Raw genomic sequence first — 19,792 nt, forward strand, 5'->3', positions numbered from 1 at the left:
TGCATCTCCTCATAAAAAAATGTCAAAAAAATCAATTTTGACACAACATTGTCATAACTATACATTATATTTTAAAAAAAAACTAGATATAAGTCAAGTTCTAGAAAACGTGACGTGCTTGGCTGGTTTATATCTTGGCACTCGAAAACATGCGGGAAATCAAGACTTGGAGAGAGAGTTGGTTTTATGTATAATGTGCGTAAAATCTGTGAAATGTTCCTTGCATAATTTGTTGAAAAGTGCTATAATTGTTTCGTGTATCGCTATAGGGGGAATGAGCGTTTTTTCCTCCATAGCAAAATTTATATCAAAATAGGAGGTATTACTGATGAGACAGAACAAACAGACATTTCAGAGTTTGAAAAAGGTTCTTGCATTCATGTTAGTGTTTGCTATGGCTGTTTCAACTTTGGCTGTATCATCAAACTCTGACGCTGCATCAAAGAAAGTTAAGAAAGTAACTATCGGTGCAAAGAAAGGTGTTGGAGTACTTGTACTTAAGAAGGGACAGAGCAAGAAGCTTAATGTTTCAGTAAGTCCTAAGAGTGCAAACAAAAAGGTAACTTACAAATCAAGTAACAAAAAGGTAATTAAAGTATCTAAGAAGGGTGTCGTTAAGGCTGTTAAGGCTAGCGGCTCTGCAAAGATTACTGTTACTTCAAAGTCAAACAAGAAGAAGAAGGCTACTATCACAGTAAAAGCTGGTAAACCTATTACAAAGATTGGCATTAAGTCATCCGCAAAGGTTAATTGGTCAAGTGCCAACCCAGTTATTACTACAAATCCTAAAACAGGACAGAAGACAAAGACATACCCTAGCTTCTCAGCTACTACTAAGAAGACTAAGGGAGCTTTCACATTCATGGCTGGTAGAACTTTGACTGTAAAGACAAACATTACACCATCAAAGGCTACATATAAGTCACTTAAGTGGAAAGCTAACAAGTCTGCGCTTAGAGTAATTTCGTTTGGTTCATATGCTAAGCTTACAATCGACAAGAAGTACGGCGGAAAGTCATACAAGGTAACTGTATCAGCTAAGGACGGAAGTGGTAAGAAAGCTACATTTAAGGTAAATATCACTAAGTTCGTTACTGACAAGACTCCAGCACCTACAGCTGCACCACTTACAGGTAAAGCTACTGTAGTTGAAGACTTTGAATCATATAAAGTAGGACAGGCATGGGGAAGATATACAGCAGGCGGATATTCTAAGTCAGGACATATGACTGTAGTAACTGACCCAGAGAATGCAAAGAATAAAGTTCTCCAGATTAAGTATGATGGAGAAGAGCAGGCATTTGACTATGCTCCTGTATTCGATGTTGATCTTTCTAAGCTGAAAGACCAGGAGGGTGCTTCTACTGCATCTAAGACGCTTGGTTCATACTCAGGTGTTCGTCTTGACGCCAGAGTAGTTGGAACAGGTGGTTCATATACAAGATATAAGAGAATTTACTGCTACTTTGATAAGGCAGGTAATATTAAATCAACAGACTATTTTGCCGCTAACGACAACAAGTCAGGTTCAGCTCACGTTGACAAAGATGGTAAGAAGGTAGCAAAGGGTGCTGCTAACGAAGAGAAGAGACTTAGATTTGGTATTGAGAACAGCATGGCTACAGGTACAAAAGATGAATACGGTATCAAGTTGTGGAACGGTACAGAGTCTAAGGAATCAACATATTACTTCCCATTTGCTTATGAGAGCAACTGGAGTGATGATGATGTTAATAAGCAGTTCGGTAAGGACTCTTGTACATCAGGATTCAAACTCAAGGATGGACAGACTATCGGAGGCAAAGCTGTTAATGTTGGATTTGCTACAAGATCATTGTCTATCGATCAGGGTGTTATCAAAGAGTATGATGATACTCTTGTTAATGATAAGAAGTTCGATGTTGTTATCGGATCAACTTATGATGGACTTCCAAGTTATAAGGCAACAGGTGTTAATGTAACACTTTACATTGATAACGTTCGTCTTATCGAGGAGGATATCCCTGTTAAGGCTATCAAGATTGATGGTGATTTGGCTGAGGTTAACCCAGGTACTGCAAATACACTTAAAGTTGCATATACACCTGCTAACACAAGCCAGAAAGAGATTGCATGGTCAGTAACAACTGATGCAGCAAACAAGGATAAAGTAACAATCGATGCTTCAGGTGAGCTTAAGATCGCAGAGGATTTCGTATTCGGCGAGGGTAATGCTGATAAAGAAATCACTGTAACAGCTACATCAAAGGCTAACAACAAGCTTGTTTCAAGCAAGAAGATTGTTGTTAAGTATGTTGCTCCAGCAGATTCTGATTTGATTCTCGATCCACTTGGTATGAGAGCAAATGATAAGGTTGATACTGAGGGTGTTGTGATTGAAGCTGCTAAGGATGCTGAGGGAAATGATTGTGTAGAGTACAAGTTTACAAAGAACAATCAGTCAACATTCATCGAGCTTCCACAGTCAATTAACCTTAACTTGTATGATGCTGTTGAGGTGAAGGCATATGCTCCAGCACAGATGACATTGGAGTTGTTCCCAGAAGAGCTTGCTGCTAAGATGGCAGAAGGTGTTGATTGGTGGGATGCAGACGTATTCGGAGCATCTGCACAGACATATCCATTCTACCTTGGATCACATGCATTAAGACCAGATCATGATGTATATGATCAGGCTGAGGTAGCTAAGTGGGAAGCTGCTGGTTGTACAGACATCAAGGAAGACGACAAGGGTGTTAAGTACATTCCTAAGGGAACAGCACTTGGAGATATCAGTACAGAAACTGGTGTATTCAAGGTTGCAGATATTGTAAAAGCAGGTAAGGATATCACTAAGATTAAGTACTTGAGACTCGGAACAAACAAGATTCCTACAGGTATTTACGATGAAGAGAAGGATGAGGATGATTGGACAAAGGTTCATTACTACATCTATAGCATCAAGTTTGTAGCTAAGAAGGGTAATGATGCAGCAAGTGGATCAGCAGTTTCTGGTTCAAGTGTTCAGTAAGCATTCTTCGTGGGAATATTTTAATATTCCAAAACTCCAAACTTGTTTGGAGCTGAATTAAGAAAATAATATTAGTAATTTCGCGGAATGTTCTGGCTTTTATAGTCAGGCATTCCGTAGTCCATAAATATAATTGATCTATTAGATTAATTGATGGAGTTATTACTAGATTATTTAATAAAATATTTTATAATGGAGGGAATAGTTTTGAAGAAGAACTACCAAAAGACAATTGCAAAAGCAATGGCAGTTGCTATGGCAGCATCTCTTGTTGCTACAGTACCAGCTGACGCTGATGCAGCTAAGAAAGTAAAGCTTAGCAAAAAAACTGTAAAAGTTGCTGCAAAAGCAACAACAAAAGTAACACTCAAGAATGTTAAGAAGAACAAGATTAAGAGTGTTAAAGTAAAGATGTCCAAGAAGGCAAAGAAGATTGCAAAGGTTTCTTGGAAGAAAAAGTCTGTTAAAGTAAACGTTAAGGGACTTAAGAAGGGTACAGCTAAGGCTACTCTTAAAGTAACACTTAAAGGTGTTAAGAAGGCTACAAATCTTAAGTTGACTGTTAAGGTTTCAGCTAAGAAGGCTACAAAGCCAGCAGCAACTAAGGCTCCAGCAGCTTCAGCAGCAGCAGCTTCAAAGGCTCCAGCAGCTTCAGCAGCAGCAGCTTCAAAGGCTCCTGTAGCTTCAGCAGCAGCAAGTGCAGCAGCAAGTGCAGCTCCTTCAGCAGCAGCAAGTGCAACTCCTTCAGCAGCAGCAAGCGTTGAGCCAACTCCTGTAGCTTCTAAGGCTCCAGTTGTAACAGCAGCACCAAAGGTTGCAATGGTACAGGATAATGTTGTTACATTTGGCAAGGAGACAACAGGTGAGTATGGACAGGTTACATTCAATGAGGATGGAACTGTTAACTTTAAGACAGATAAGCCAGCTGATGAAACAGGAGCAGTTACAGGTTCTGTATTTAACAACGGATGTGTATTCTACCTTTCACCAGATAAGAAGAAGGTAAGCCTTGAGGGATATCAGTACATCAAGCTTACACTTAAGCTCAGCGAGACTTCAGTCAACTCTGAAGGAAAACCTATGGAAGTATCTATGATTACTTTCTCAGGTGGAGAAGATCCAGGAAATTACTGGGATAAGCATGATACATGGGGAACAATGGTTGAGTCTAGACAGAACGCTGATGGATCAACAACATATATCTACCCAGTTAATGATGAGACTTTCTCAGCTGTTAAGAAAGCAACTGCAGTAGGATTCCTTATTAAGGCAACAGACTATGTTGGTGATTATACAGGAGAAGAGCCATATAAGGCAGCTGAGGCTACAGTATATGGATTCTCATTCAGCAATACTCTTGAGGATGAGGCTGAAGAGACAGCAGCTCCTACAGCAGCTCCATCAAGCGAGCCAGTTGTTATTGAAACAGGAGATGTAGAGACAACTACTACAGAGACTGAGTCTTCAGAGACAGCAGCTCCTACAGAGGCTCCAGCAGCAAATGTTGTTTCATCTGATGTAAACTATGATGTTACAATCGCTGCAGGTACAGGCCAGTACAGCGGATATGTTGCATTTAACATTTCTGACTTGCTTGCTAAGGTTCCAGAAGGGAAAATTGTAACATCAGTTAAGATTTATGGTACATCAAACTCTAGTGCACTTTTCGCAAACTTGGTAAATAAGGAAGTTGAAGGTGCAGACCAGTATGGTAACTTTGCTAATAAGTTCGGTCTCGATGAGGCTGCTTTGACAGCAGGTGCTGAGCTTACTGTAAAGAGTGCATGCAATCTTGGAAAAGCTACTACAGGAACAACAAATCTTGTATTCCAGAACAATGCATCTCCAGAAAGTGACATTGTTGCTAAGATTACAAAGGTTGAAATTTATTTTGGCGATGCTGATGCTGATGTAAAATAATTTCAAGCAAAGTATATAAAGTAATTCAAGGTGCATATGCATGCATATGCACCTTTTTTTCAAAACTAGGGAATATAACAAATATATTAAATTGTTTGAGCCTATGGAATGCGATACAGCTAGTGCGCAGTGGGCTTTAAACGGAAGGGCAGAGTTAAGATAACACTAAAGAGTAAGCCGTTAGGCGAATAATCTAGGAGGGTTCATATGAATAAGAATATGAAAAAAGCTATTGCTAGCGTGGTTGCAGCAACTTTGGCTGTATCACTGTCTAGTGCTCTTGGCACATCAGAAGCAGATGCTGCTAAGAAAATTAAGCTCTCAAAGAGCAAAGTGACACTAAAGGTTGGAAAAACTAAAAAAGTTAAAATCAAAAATGTAAAGGCAAAGAAGATTAAGAAGTTGACTGTAAAGTCAAGTAAGAAGAAAGTTGCCACAGTTAAGAAAAAAGGCAAGAATGCATTTGTAATTAAAGCTGTAAAGAAGGGATCAGCCAAGATTACTGCAAAGGTAAAGGTTGGCAAGAAAACTACTACTTTGAAAGTTAAAGTTAAGGTAACAGCTAATGATTCAGCTTCATCAAAATCAGATGATGCAACAACAAGTGCAGCACCAAAAGCAAGTGATGCGCCTGCAGCGAGTGGCGCTCCAGCAGCAAGTGGTGCACCTGTAGCAAGTCCAGATGCAACTGCAAAGGCAAGTGAAGCACCTACTGCAGAGCCTACACCTACACCAAAGGCTAAATTTGAGAATTACGAAGAGAGCTTCGACAATGGCCCTGGTGATTGGGTTGCAAGATTCAGTACAGAAGACAGTGAGGCAGAAGGCCTTAATACAAGAGTTGAAACTCTTGAGTCAGAGCCAGGTGCTGATGGAACTGGAAAAGCAATTGTAATGAGAGACAGAGTTAAGGGATGGAATAGTATTGGTATAGATTTCACCAACGATGTTGTTGAAGGTGGTTCATATCAGGTAACATTCTGGGCTAAGGTTCCTAATTCAGTTCCAGAAGATGATTTTGAAGAAGAAGATGTGATGAATCTTCGTGTTTCTGGTGGATATAAGTTTGAGGAAGATAGCGACGAGACATACTGCAACTATCCAGCAGATACAGATTATAAAGTATACAAGAATAAGTGGACAAAGTATACAGTAGACTTTACTGTACCAGAGGCATTTGCTTCTTATACTTTCTACTTTGAGACAAATGGATATGGAAAGATTGATTTTGCAATCGATAACGTATCAATCAAGAGAACAGCAGTTCCTAAGTCATTTGATCCATCTTTGCCAAATCTCAAGGATGCATATAAAGAGGTTGGATTTAATAGACTTGGTACAGCAGTAAGTTATGATACATTGTTGAACAAGAACAATCTTGAGTTTGTAAAGAAGCACTTCAACAGTATTACTCTTGGAAATCAGATGAAGCCTGATGCTTTGTTGACAAGAGCTACATTGGAGATTCCAGAAGAGGAGAAGGCAAACTTCTCAAGCGTAGTTGACTATGCTAAGTCAATTGGATACTATATTCCAGATGATTATGCAAACTACGAGTGCAACAAGGATAAGGATGGAAATCTTCTCGTTCCTGAGATTGATTTCAAGACTGTAGATAAGATCCTTAAGATTTGTAAGGATAACAATCTTGGACTTCGTTATCATACATTTATCTGGCACCAGCAGATGCCTAAGTCATTCTTCACAATTGGCTATGTTGACAATAATGACAAGGTTAAGGTTGATGATGTTGTAACTGATAAGGATGCTCTTATGAGTCGTGAGGAATTGTATATCAGAACAGTTATGCAGCACCTTATGAACAATCCAAACTCAGATGTAATCTATGCTATGGACGTAGTTAACGAGTTTACACACTGCAGAAACGAAGGTGGAGATAATGTATTGAACTCACATAACTGGTGGAAATACGCATTCGGACCAGACTTCGATCCAAAATCTGAGTATGTAAAGAAAGCATTCGTATATGTATATGATGAGCTCAAGAAAGCTGGTAGAGAAGATAAGGTATCACTTATCTACAATGACTACAGCACATATGCTGGAAATACAGCAGAGCAGATCATCGATCTTATTAATTCAATTAATACAAAAGATGATATCAACCCATATGGAAAGGTATGTTCCGGTGTTGGTATGCAGAGTCATATGAGTACTCAGGTAACTACAAATGATATCTCTAGTACAATTAAGAAGTTTGCTGATCAGGGATATGAGATTCAGATTACAGAGCTTGATATTGTAGATCATACAAAGCAGGATATTGCTGAGAAGGATGCTGCTATCGCAGAGGCATATTACAAAGCAATGGAGACATATATCAAAGCTAAGAAAAATGGTGCGAATATTTCAACAATCGTTATCTGGGGACTTACAGATGCGACAAGTTGGCTTGATGGACAGCGTCCACTTCTGTTCGGTACAGATATCTCTGATGTTAAGGATGCATTCTTCAAGGTTATTCAGGCCGCTGAGGATAACAAGTAATCAAATTGCATAGTTCTGAACAAAATGCAATATAACTAAAATATTATAACCCGTGATTATTCCAAATTTAAGGGATGGTCGCGGGTTTTTTCATACCATGCTATTGCAATTATTGTTTTTTTATGGTAAAATTGTATAGTGAAACTAGAGAAAATGTCAGATTTTTATGCAAATTTGACATGAAGCTTAGGCTTTGTAGTATTTGAAAATATAAAGTCTAAAGAAATCTATTTGGAGGGTTATATATGCATAAGACAATCAAGAAGACATTGGCCAAATCTATGGCGTTTGCTCTCGCTGTAACTATGGTGGGAACATTGAACGTATCAGATGCTGATGCTGCTAAGAAGATCAAACTTAGTAAGAAGAGTGTTACACTCAAAGTTGGCAAATCAAAAACTATTAAAGTTAAGAATGTAAAAGCCAAAAAAGTTAAAAAGTTGACTGTTAAATCTTCTAAAAAGAAGGTAGTGACAGCAAAGAAAAAAGGTAAGACAGCTTTTGTTGTAAAGGCTGTTTCCAAGGGAAGCGCCAAGGTAACAGCAAAGGTAAAGGTTGGTAAGAAAACTACTACCTTAAAGCTTAAGGTAAAGGTCTCAGCTAATGCTGCCAAAAAGGGTGGTTCTCAATCAACAGAGACTAGCAAGCCTGCGGATTCAAGTGCATCACCGGCTGCATCTGGAGCGCCTTCAGCAAGTGAGACACCAAAAGCAGGAAAGGAGACTGCCACACCAGTTCCAACAGCAACACCTGTACCAGACAAGAGATTCACAAAGCTCGAGGAGAGTTTTGATGGTCCCGTAGATGCAGATGGAAAAGTTAACGGATGGACTGCTAGATGTAATCCTGATGATAACAAAGAAGCTGGATTAAATACCAGACTCGAGATACTCGACGAAGGTGTTGAACCGGGAAGTAAGTCAGTAGTACTTAGAGATAGAGCAAAGGGATGGAATGGTATTTCTATCGACCTTTCAGATACAATTACTGAAGGTGGAACTTATAGAGTAACATTTTCAGCTAAGGTTCCTAATGATGTATCAACAGATGACTTCGAAGATGATGATGTATTGAATCTTCGTGTTTCAGGTGGATATCAGGTAGAAGAGGACACAGATGCTACATATCGCAACTATCCTGCAGATACAGATTATCCAGTATATAGAACAAAGTGGACAACTTATACAGTAGAATTTTCTGTTCCGGATGCTATGTACTCATATGAGTTCTACTTTGAGACCAATGGATATGGTACAATTCCATTTGCTATTGACAACTTAAAGCTTGAGAGAATTGCGGTTCCTAATCCATTTGACCCAACTCTTCCAAGCCTCAAGGAGACATATGGAAAACTTGGATTCGAGAAGTTCGGTACAGCTGTATCATATGATACACTTCTCAATAGTAATAACATGGGATTCATCAACCACCATTATAACAGTATAACACTTGGTAACCAGATGAAGCCGGATGCTATGCTCACTAGAGAGGTTCTCAAGATTCCTGCAGAGGAAGCTGATAAGTACAAAGATGTAGTTGAGTATGCAAAAGCACTTGGATACTATATCCCAGAGGATTATGCAAACTATGATTGTAACAAGGATGCAGAAGGAAATATTCTCATTCCTGAGATTGACTTTAAAACAACTGATAAGATTTTGAAGAAGTGCCATGATGAAGGAATTTCAATGCGTTATCATACTCTTATCTGGCACCAGCAGATGCCGAAAGCATTCTTCACAAAGCAGTTTGTAGATACACAGGTGTCATCCGACAAGGAGAAAGATGATCCTTCAGATGTTGTAACAGATAAGGATGCTCTTATGAGTCGTGAAGAGCTTTATATCAAGACAATCATGGATCATGTCATGAGCAGTCAATATTCAGATGTTGTATATGCAGTTGATGTGGTTAACGAGTTTACACATTGTACAAATATTTCTAAGCAGATCGGTTCAGATAACTGGTGGAAGTATGCATTTGGAGAAAACTTTGATCCAGAATCTCCATATGTAAAGAAGGCGTTTGTATTCGCATATGACATTTTGAAGAAGCATAACAAAGAAGATAAGGTATCACTCATCTATAATGATTATGATACATATGCACCAGGTACAGCTGAGCAAATCATCTCACTTATTACCAATATAAATAAGAAGGATGATATCAATCCATATGGAAAGGTATGTGCCGGTGTAGGTATGCAGTGTCACTTCGCAAATGCACATGGAACTGCAGCAAATCTTGCAACAACACTTAATAAGTTCAAAGAGCAGGATTATGAGATTCAGATTACAGAGCTTGATATCACAAATCAAGGTACAGTTACAGAGACAACAACTGATGAAGAAAAAGCTGAAATCAACAAGAAGGTTGCTGACAGCTACTATGACATCATGACAGAGCTTATCAAAGCTAAGAAAAATGGTGCCAACATCAGAGCAATTGTCATCTGGGGACTTACAGATGTGACAAGCTGGAGAGCTGAGAGTCTTCCACTTCTCTTTGGTACAGATGTATCAGATGTGAAGGAGGCATTCCATAAGGTTATTAAGGCCGCAGAGGATGCTTCTAAGTAATTAGTTCTCACATATAAAAGTGTAAAATGTTCCGGGGGGTCCGTCTTTCTAGACGGGCCTTCCTTATAATCAGAAGTGAGAATTTTGAGCGAAAATTTTTCTTGCATTCACTTCTTCTATATGGTAAAATAGTTTAGATAGAAAAAAATGGTAATAATATATTTCATAATAGATACTTGGAGGTAGATATGAAGAATTTTATCAAAGAGTTTAAAGAGTTTGCTCTTAAGGGCAATGTAATGGATCTTGCAATCGGTGTTATCATTGGTGGCGCATTTACTGCTATCGTGACAGCATTTACTGAAGATTTTATCAATCCATTACTTAACATGATTGGTGGAGCAGAGTTTGGTGGAAGAATTCCACTTCCATTTGGTCCAGCTGGCAATGCATTGCTGTGGGGAGATTTTCTCTCATCAGTAGTTAACTTTCTTATCGTTGCATTTATTCTTTTCCTTATGGTTAAGGGACTTAACAAGCTTATGTCTATTGGAAAGAAGGAAGAGGAAGCTATCGCGACAACTAAGAAGTGTCCATTCTGTAAGACAGATATCAATATCAAAGCGACACGTTGCCCACACTGTACATCAGAAGTTCCATTGGAGGACGAAGAGGCCTAAGGAGCTTATATACAAGCAAATAATCATAACCCAGTCATTTGATTGGGTTATGTCTATGTAATATTGAAGTTTAGTAGATTATACCAAGGAGGACAAACAAATGGCAAAAAGAACAGATATTCACAAGGTGCTCATAATAGGTTCAGGTCCTATTATTATCGGACAGGCTTGTGAATTTGATTATTCGGGAACTCAGGCGTGTAAAGCGCTTAAGAAACTTGGATATGAGATTGTATTGGTGAATTCTAATCCAGCTACAATCATGACAGACCCTGAGACGGCTGATGTAACTTATATCGAGCCACTCAACGTTGACAGATTGGAGCAGATTATAGCTAAAGAGCGTCCAGACGCGCTTCTTCCAAACCTCGGAGGACAGTCAGGACTTAACCTATGTTCAGAGCTTAATAAAGCGGGAATATTGGACAAATACAATGTTCAGGTTATCGGAGTTCAGGTAGATGCCATTGAGCGTGGAGAAGATAGAATCGAGTTCAAGAAGACAATGGACAAACTTGGAATTGAGATGGCTAGAAGTGAAGTTGCTTACTCAGTTGAGGAGGCGCTTGATATAGCTGATAATCTTGGTTATCCGGTTGTTCTTCGTCCAGCATACACCATGGGTGGAGCCGGCGGCGGACTCGTATATAATAGAGAAGAGTTAAAGACAGTATGTGCACGTGGCCTTCAGGCTAGTTTGGTGGGCCAGGTGTTGGTAGAAGAGTCAATCCTTGGTTGGGAAGAGTTAGAGCTTGAGGTTGTTCGCGATAGTGAGAACAACATTATCACAGTATGCTTTATTGAGAACATTGATCCACTTGGAGTTCATACAGGTGATTCATTCTGTTCTGCACCTATGCTTACTATTTCAGAGGAGTGTCAGAAGAGACTTCAGGAGCAGGCTTACAAGATTGTTGAGTCAGTTCAGGTAATCGGTGGAACAAATGTGCAGTTCGCTCACGATCCTGTGACAGACAGAATTGTTGTAATAGAGATTAATCCTCGTACATCTAGATCATCAGCACTTGCATCGAAGGCAACCGGTTTCCCAATTGCCCTTGTATCTGCTATGCTTGCAACAGGTCTTACACTTAAAGATATTCCATGTGGAAAGTATGGAACTCTTGACAAGTATGTCCCAGATGGAGATTATGTGGTAATCAAGTTCGCTAGATGGGCATTCGAGAAGTTCAAGGGTGTTGAAGATAAGCTTGGAACACAGATGCGTGCCGTAGGTGAAGTTATGAGTATCGGTAAGAACTTCAAAGAAGCTTTCCAGAAGGCAATTCGTTCTTTGGAGACAGGAAGATACGGACTTGGTCATGCCAAGGATTTTGACAGCAAGAGCAAAGAAGATCTTTTGCAGATGTTGATTACACCATCAAGTGAGAGATATTTTGTAATGTATGAAGCTCTCAGAAAAGGTGCAACAGTAGAAGAAATATTCGAGATAACAAAAGTCAAGGAATATTTTATCAACCAGATGAAGGAACTTGTTGAAGAGGAAGAGCTCATCGCAAAGAACAAGGGAAATGTTCCGGCAGATGATATCCTCACACAGGCTAAGAAGGACGGATTCTCAGATAAGTACCTCAGCCAGATTACTGAAGTTCCGGAAGAGGATATCAGAAATAGAAGAATTGAGCTTGGTGTAGAGGAAGCATGGGAAGGTGTTCACGTAAGTGGAACAGAGAACAGTGCTTACTACTACTCAACATATAATGCAGAGGACAAGAATCCTGTTAACACAGACAAACAGAAGATCATGATTCTCGGTGGAGGTCCTAACAGAATTGGACAGGGTATCGAGTTTGATTATTGTTGTGTTCATGCTGCAATTGCATTGAAGAAACTTGGATTTGAGACCATTATCGTTAACTGTAATCCTGAGACTGTTTCAACGGATTATGATACATCAGATAAATTGTACTTCGAGCCACTTACCCTTGAGGATGTGCTAAGTATTTACAAGAAAGAAAAGCCAGTTGGAGTTATCGCTCAGTTTGGTGGACAGACACCACTTAATCTTGCTTCAGAGCTTGAGAAAAACGGTGTTAAGATCCTCGGAACTTCTCCATCAGTAATTGATTTGGCAGAGGACAGAGACCTCTTCAGAGAGATGATGGAAAAACTTGAGATTCCTATGCCTGAGTCAGGAATGGCTACAACTGTTGATGAGGCAATTGCGATTGCTGAGAAGATTGGTTATCCTGTTATGGTTCGTCCTTCATACGTTTTAGGTGGACGTGGAATGGAAGTTGTATATGACAATGACTCTATGACAGAGTACATGAATGCCGCAGTTGGCGTTACTCCGGATAGACCAATCCTTATTGATAGATTCCTCAGTCATGCTACTGAGTGTGAAGCTGATGCTATCAGCGATGGAAAGCATGCATTTGTTCCAGCTGTTATGGAGCATATCGAGTTGGCAGGAGTTCACTCAGGTGATTCTGCTTGTATCATTCCATCAGTTCATATTTCTGAGGAAAATGTTAAGACAATCAAAGAGTATACACGTAAGATTGCTGAGGAGATGCACGTTAAGGGTCTTATGAATATGCAGTATGCTATCGAGAATGGCAAGGTATATGTTCTTGAGGCAAACCCAAGAGCGTCTCGTACAGTACCTCTTGTTTCAAAAGTATGTAACATCAGAATGGTGCCACTTGCTACTGATATTATCACATCAGAGCTTACTGGCCGTACATCACCGGTACCAGAGTTGAAGGAGCAAAATATTCCTAACTACGGAGTTAAGGAAGCTGCATTCCCATTCAACATGTTCCCGGAAGTTGACCCTGTTCTCGGACCAGAAATGCGTTCAACAGGCGAGGTTCTCGGATTATCTGCTGATTACGGTGAGGCATTCTTCAAGGCTCAGGAAGGTATTCAGTCAAAGCTTCCGCTTGAGGGAACAGCACTTATCTCTGTTAATAGAAAAGATAAGGAAGAGGTTGTTGAAGTTGCAAAGAGCCTTGAGGCTGATGGATTTAAGCTTCTTGCCACAGAGGGAACATATAATATCCTTACAGAAGAGGGAGTTAAGGCTACTAAAGTTAAGAAGTTATATGAGGGCCGTCCAAATATCAATGACATGATCACTAACGGTGATATCGATTTGATTATCAATTCACCAGTTGGAAAGGATAGTGTACATGACGATAGTTACCTACGTAAGGCCGCTATCAAGGCGAAGATTCCTTATATGACAACTATTGCAGCTGCTAAGGCAACAGCAAATGGTATTCACTATGTTAAGACTCATAAGGATGGCGAGATTAAGTCATTGCAGGAGCTTCACAGTGAGATTACTGATAAATAATTGTTTTTAATAGAGATAATTATAGGAGCATGTAGCTGGCTACATGCTCCTATTTATTGTCTTACGACCATAGGGAGTAAGACCAGCAATATGCGTTTCCAAATATGGTGATAAAGAGTATTCAGTAAAATAGCCCTTCGCCGTTTGGCGAAGGGCTATATATATTTTTTTATAGAATATTATGCTTTAAGAGTATCATAAAGAGGCTTTACTGTTGGGTAAATCTCCTTGAACTTCTTGTACTTAGCATCATACTTAGCTGCGATAGCTGGATCTGGGTTAACAGAATCGATAACCTTGACAATCTTGTTGGCAGCTTCTTCAACTGATGCATATTCTCCGCATGCAACAGCTGCAAGCATAGCTCCACCAAGTCCTGGACCTTCTTCGCTCTCGATAATGTTTACTTTGATGTTGAGAACATTTGCGATAATCTTTCTCCAAAGTGGGCTCTTAGCTCCACCACCGCAAATCTTAGTCTCATCAATCTTGATTCCAAGATCTCTAGCAACTTCAAATGAATCACGGATGGCAAATGCAACGCCTTCAAGAACAGCCTGTGTCATGTCAGCTCTTGTTGTGTCCATTGACATTCCGATGAAGAGTGCTCTTGCATCTGGATTGTTGTGAGGAGAACGCTCACCCATGAGATATGGGAGATAATAAACGTTGTTTTCGCCAAGTTTATCATCTGTGATAGGTACCTGCTCTGCTGGGTAATCCTTTGTTCCGATGATTTCGTCCATCCACCACTTGTTGCAAGAAGCGGCACTGAGCATACATCCCATAAGATGGAAGTTTCCGTCAGCATGTGCGAATGAGTGGAGTGCGTTGAACTTGTCTACGCCAAAGTCCTTGCTTGAGATAAAGATTGTACCTGAAGTTCCGAGTGAAATATTACATCCACCATCACCAACTGTACCTGTTCCAACTGCAGCAGCGGCGTTGTCGCCGGCACCGGCAGCGATCTTACAATTAGTTGTGAGACCGAGCTCAGCTGCAGCAGCCTCTGTCATAGAACCAGTGATTTCGTAGCTCTCAAAAAGCTTTGGAAGCTGTTCTTCCTTGACAGAGCAAATCTCCATCATTTCTTTCGACCAACATTTATTCTTAACATCCATAAGGAGCATTCCTGATGCATCTGAGTAGTCACAGCTGTGAACTCCAGTCATCTTGTATGCGATATAATCCTTTGGAAGCATGATCTTTGCGATTTTAGCAAAATTTTCCGGCTCATTTTCCTTAACCCATAGAATTTTAGGCGCAGTAAAGCCGGCAAATGCGATGTTAGCTGTATACTCGGATAATTTATCTTTTCCGATAACATCATTGAGATAGTTAGTCTCTTTTGTAGTACGTCCGTCGTTCCATAGAATTGCCGGACGGATAACGTTGTCGTCTGAATCGAGGATTACGAGACCGTGCATCTGGCCGCCGAAGCTGATTCCTGCAACCTGATCTTTGTCAAATCCGTCTGTTAACTCCTTGATACCCTCAACAACTGCATTCCACCAGTCCTCAGGCTTCTGCTCTGACCAACCTGGATTTGGGAATGAGAGAGGATATTCCTTTGATACGATGTTTTTGATTGAACCGTCTGCTTCCATCAAAAGAAGTTTTACAGCAGAGGTTCCAAGGTCAACACCAATGTACAACATAATTAATTCTCCTTTGGTAAAATATTTGTTTTATTAAATCACACAGGACTTTCGTGAAAAATATCCCGCACCGATTGAACGGTGTAGTGAAATTCTCTAGCCGAAAGCCCTGCAATTATTGTCTAATTATGCAAATGGATTCTCTGTTGGATAAAGTACGCCTGCTGGCTGATTGTATCCAATCTCATTAACATCTACACCGATGTACTTGAATACTTCGTACAATGTCTTTCCGAAGTGTCCAAATGCAACAGCACCATGGTGAGGATAGTTGCCCTCGATAAGTACGTGACGGTAGAAACGTCCCATCTCTTTGATAGCGAAGATACCAATTGAACCAAATGAACGTGTTGCAACTGGAAGAACTTCACCGTGAGCGATGTAAGCACGAAGCTTAGCATCTGCTGTACTCTGAAGACGGAAGAATGTGATGTCTCCTGGGGCGATATCTCCTTCGAGAGTTCCGTTTGTAACCTCTTCTGGAAGTGAACGAGCCATGATCATCTGGTTCTTCATCTCGCAAGCACTCAACTTGCTTGAGCATGTATTTCCACAATGGAATCCCATAAATGTATCCTTCATTGTGTAATCGAATTTGCCCTTGATATCCTCATCATAGATATCCTGAGTAACTGTATTGTTGATGTCAAGAAGAGTAACTGCATCGTTACTTACAACTGTTCCGATGTACTCTGAAAGTGCACCATAGATATCAACCTCACAAGATACTGGAATTCCACGACCTGTCAAACGGCTGTTTACATAACATGGTACAAATCCGAACTGAGTCTGGAATGCTGGCCAACATTTACCTGCAATGGCAACATACTTACGATATCCCTTGTGCTCCTCGATCCAATCGAGCAATGTAAGCTCATACTGAGCAAGCTTGTTAAGGATCTCAGGCTTCTTGTTACCTGCGCCAAGCTCTTTTTCCATATCAGCAACAACTTCAGGAATACGAGAGTCTCCCTCATGTTTGTTGTATGCTTCAAATAGATCAAGCTCTGAGTTCTCTTCGATTTCAACACCCAAGTTGTAAAGCTGCTTGATTGGAGCATTACAAGCAAGGAAGTTAAGTGGACGAGGACCGAAACTAATAATCTTTAAGTTTTCAAGTGCGTAAACTGCCTTTGCAATTGGAACAAACTCATGAATCATATCTGCACACTCCTCAGCAGTTCCTACAGGATACTCTGGGATATATGCTTTTGTATTACGAAGCTTGAGGTTGTAGCTAGCATTGAGCATACCACAGTATGCATCGCCACGTCCCTGGATAAGTCCACCATCTTTTGATGTCTCCTCAGCAGCTGCTACGAACATCTTAGGTCCGTCAAAGTGCTTTGCAAGAAGAGTCTCTGAGATTTCTGGTCCGAAGTTTCCAAGATATACGCAAAGTGCGTTACATCCTGCCTTCTTGATATCTTCAAGAGCCTGAACCATGTGAATCTCGCTCTCAACGATACAGATAGGACACTCATAAATCTCTGCTGCATCATACTTCTTTGCGTAAGCTTCTACCAAAGCTTTACGTCTGTTTACAGATAGTGTTTCTGGGAAACAGTCACGGCTAACTGCAACAATTCCAATTTTCATTTCTGGCATGTTATTCATTTTTCATAACCATCCTTTCGCTATTTAGTTTTATACTTACATATACTGTAAATAAATTTTCTTCTTATATTACACCATTTATGCGTAATTAGACACAATATTATTGTACTCGAAATCAAGGAAAAATGCAATAGAAAGAATTGATTTGAGGAAAAAAAATCCCCGCTCCGAAAAGAGCGGGGGAACGTACTTAACAGTAGGAATTAAACATCATGCCAGAATACATTGAAGATTCATATGAATTTCCGATATCATTCTGATGCAAGTGCGCGTAGCTGTATACACTTTTTTCAACATATTCCATTGGATTCATACTCATGTACTCACTTTTCTCTTTGAGCGCCTGCATAAAACCAGTCGGAACCTCGAATTCACGATCCTCTGAGATGCTTAGATAACCGCCGTCGACGACATCAAAGCCACTGGAAAAAAGTTCCTGCGCGTAATCTGATACTAGGTCACGAAGTTCAGCGCCTGGACGAGAAGGTCTGTTATGTGCTTCACCATAAGCATCGCTCTTATGGAGCAGTTCATTGAAAAGACTTGCAGTCTTTTCGGCATATGCTCTGGTTGATTCCGACTCTCCATCTAGAACATTCTGTGCTGCTTCACCAATCTCGATGGACAACTCCTTGACATCAAGGGCATAGTCCCTAGTCTGGCTGGAAAGTCGTATCATGGCAAGAGGGTTTGAATTGTTCAGAGAAACAATTGACTTGTACTTCTCTTTGAGCTGCCTACGGTTATGAACACTGCTTTTAGGAGACACATCAGGGATGTGACCGCCGATGTACAAATTGTAAGCTTCAACCATGATATCACCACCTTCCTCAGATATGGGCACAAACCGAATATAAGTATTATCCGGGCTTCCATGATATTGTATTGTGCCTAACATTTGCGCCAAAAAATCCTACTACTACAACTTTATTATACTATGGCTGAAAAGAAAATGCAAATAAATGTAGATTTTTGTCATAAATAAAAAAAAAAAACTCTTGACAACCCCACATGGCATGATATATAATGGCATTGTTGTGCGGATGTGGCGGAACTGGCAGACGCGCTAGATTTAGGTTCTAGTGGGTAACCCCCGTGCAGGTTCAATTCCTGTCATCCGTATTGAATAGCAGGCCACGACTGATTAAGTCGTGGTCTTTTAACATTTTGTATTGTCATGAAAAGAGGTTTTGTGATGACTAAGAGAGAAATGATGACGACGGTTCCGGTTCCGAAGTTGATTGTTAAGCTTTCAATACCAACAATCATTAGTATGTTGGTTACGGCTATTTATAATACGGCTGATACATATTTTGTTGGGAGAATTTCCACAGAAGCCACGGCAGCTGTAGGACTTGTTTTTTCAGTGATGGCTATTATTCAGGCCATGGGATTTTTCTGCGGTCACGGTTCGGGAAATTTTCTGGCGAGAATGCTTGGAGCCGGAAAGATGGGAGAAGCCAATATGATGGCATCAACCGGTTTTGCACTGGCCTTTATCGCGGGAGTTGTGATTGCGATAATTGGCAACATATTTGCAGAGCCTATTGCATATAAGCTCGGTGCAAATGCAGATACCATCAGCGATACCATAGATTATATGTCTGTAATTCTCATGGGGGCACCATTTATGATGGGGCAGTTTGTGATCAACAACCAACTCAGATTTCAGGGAAGCGCAAGTTTGGCTATGGTTGGACTCATGTCAGGTGCAGCTATTAATGTGATTTTAGATCCACTCCTGATTCTCGTGTTTCACATGGGAGTGAGAGGAGCCGGAATTGCCACTATTTCCGGACAGATATTAAGTTTTTGCGTTTTGCTTGTCATGAGTATGAGAGGCGAAAATATTCGGATAAGATTTAAGAACATCAAGTTTTCAAAACATTTTTTCAAGGAGATTACCAATGGTGGGGCGCCGTCTTTGCTCCGTCAGGGACTAGCTGCAATCGCGACACTTCTTCTCAACACATTTGCGGGAATGTACGGAGGAGCAGCGGCCATTGCGGGAATGTCGATTGTCACAAGAGTGATGATGATGCTTGGATCTGCCTTGATAGGATTTGGGCAGGGGTACCAACCGGTTTGCTCATTTAACTATGGTGCGGGATTGAAGGAGAGAGTTAGAGAAGGTTACTTTTTCTGCTTGAAATGGGGCTTGCTTTTTTTGGCTATCGTGGGAATATCTTGTTTTTTCTTTGCGCCTGAGGTTGTCAGATGGTTTAGAGATGATGACGCCGTTGTGGCAGTTGGAATAGTTGCACTTCGATGTCAGGCGTTGGTATTGCCGTTGATGGCGCCGATAGTGATCAGCAATATGATGTTGCAGTCCATAGGAAAAGGAGTAAAGGCGAGTATTGCAGCCTCTGCGAGAAATGGAGTTTGCTTTATTCCTGTCATACTTATTCTCCCGAGTCTGCTGGGGCTTACGGGAGTGGAGATTGCTCAGACTATAGCGGATATTATGGCATTGGGAATAACGCTTCCTATGGCATTTAGTGAGTTGAATAAACTAAAAAATTAAAAGGACCTTAGGGTCCTTTCTTTGCGGAATC

General features: G+C 40.5%; 10 protein-coding genes and 1 tRNA gene. 8 read left to right on the top strand and 3 right to left on the bottom strand.

Translation table 11 applies throughout. From position 1 onward, the window contains the following. Positions 1 to 328 precede the first annotated feature (328 nt). From L877_RS13240 to carB, 6 genes are all read left to right on the top strand, one after another. Positions 329 to 3,010: an Ig-like domain-containing protein gene (locus L877_RS13240; protein ID WP_026834505.1), complete on the top strand. Its 2,682-nt coding sequence runs from the start codon at positions 329 to 331 to the stop codon at positions 3,008 to 3,010. 207 nt (positions 3,011 to 3,217) lie between these two features. Further along, positions 3,218 to 4,930 carry a hypothetical protein gene (locus L877_RS14235; RefSeq protein WP_051437594.1) on the top strand — a complete coding sequence of 571 codons (1,713 nt, stop codon included), beginning with the start codon at positions 3,218 to 3,220 and terminating at the stop codon, positions 4,928 to 4,930. Positions 4,931 to 5,137: 207 nt separating this feature from the next. Then, positions 5,138 to 7,438, top strand: coding sequence for an endo-1,4-beta-xylanase (locus L877_RS0101030; RefSeq protein ID WP_026834506.1), 2,301 nt, complete (start codon positions 5,138 to 5,140; stop codon positions 7,436 to 7,438). 245 nt (positions 7,439 to 7,683) lie between these two features. After that, complete coding sequence (locus L877_RS0101035; RefSeq protein WP_026834507.1) at positions 7,684 to 10,017, top strand: endo-1,4-beta-xylanase; 2,334 nt, start codon at positions 7,684 to 7,686, stop codon at positions 10,015 to 10,017. A gap of 188 nt (positions 10,018 to 10,205) precedes the next feature. Beyond that, the gene (gene mscL / locus L877_RS0101040) at positions 10,206 to 10,637 is read left to right on the top strand and encodes a large conductance mechanosensitive channel protein MscL (protein WP_034784738.1); all 432 of its coding nucleotides are present in this window, start codon (positions 10,206 to 10,208) and stop codon (positions 10,635 to 10,637) included. A gap of 100 nt (positions 10,638 to 10,737) precedes the next feature. Further along, positions 10,738 to 13,962, top strand: a complete 3,225-nt coding sequence (gene carB / locus L877_RS0101045; RefSeq protein ID WP_026834509.1) for a carbamoyl-phosphate synthase large subunit — start codon at positions 10,738 to 10,740, stop codon at positions 13,960 to 13,962. 179 nt (positions 13,963 to 14,141) lie between these two features. Here carB and xylB read toward each other — a convergent pair whose 3' ends face one another. The 3 genes from xylB to L877_RS0101060 all read right to left on the bottom strand — a co-directional run bounded on the left by xylB (position 14,142) and on the right by L877_RS0101060 (position 18,135). Further along, entirely contained in the window at positions 14,142 to 15,620 is a 1,479-nt protein-coding gene (gene xylB, locus L877_RS0101050; protein WP_026834510.1) for a xylulokinase, read from the bottom strand. Positions 15,621 to 15,746: 126 nt separating this feature from the next. Beyond that, entirely contained in the window at positions 15,747 to 17,237 is a 1,491-nt protein-coding gene (locus L877_RS0101055; RefSeq protein ID WP_026834511.1) for an L-fucose/L-arabinose isomerase family protein, read from the bottom strand. Between the two features lie 190 nt (positions 17,238 to 17,427). Then, the gene (locus tag L877_RS0101060; protein WP_156922952.1) at positions 17,428 to 18,135 is read right to left on the bottom strand and encodes a hypothetical protein; all 708 of its coding nucleotides are present in this window, start codon (positions 18,133 to 18,135) and stop codon (positions 17,428 to 17,430) included. Between the two features lie 141 nt (positions 18,136 to 18,276). On the opposite strand from L877_RS0101060, the gene L877_RS0101065 reads away from it, so the two are divergent. After that, a tRNA-Leu gene (locus L877_RS0101065) sits at positions 18,277 to 18,359 on the top strand. Positions 18,360 to 18,432: 73 nt separating this feature from the next. Next, on the top strand, positions 18,433 to 19,761 hold the full coding sequence (locus tag L877_RS0101070; RefSeq protein ID WP_242837097.1) for an MATE family efflux transporter: 1,329 nt from the start codon (positions 18,433 to 18,435) through the stop codon (positions 19,759 to 19,761). Positions 19,762 to 19,792 lie beyond the last annotated feature (31 nt).

The sequence above is a fragment of the Eubacterium xylanophilum ATCC 35991 genome, from assembly GCF_000518685.1.
In the GTDB taxonomy this organism is placed as follows: Bacteria; Bacillota; Clostridia; order Lachnospirales; family Lachnospiraceae; genus Eubacterium_F; species Eubacterium_F xylanophilum.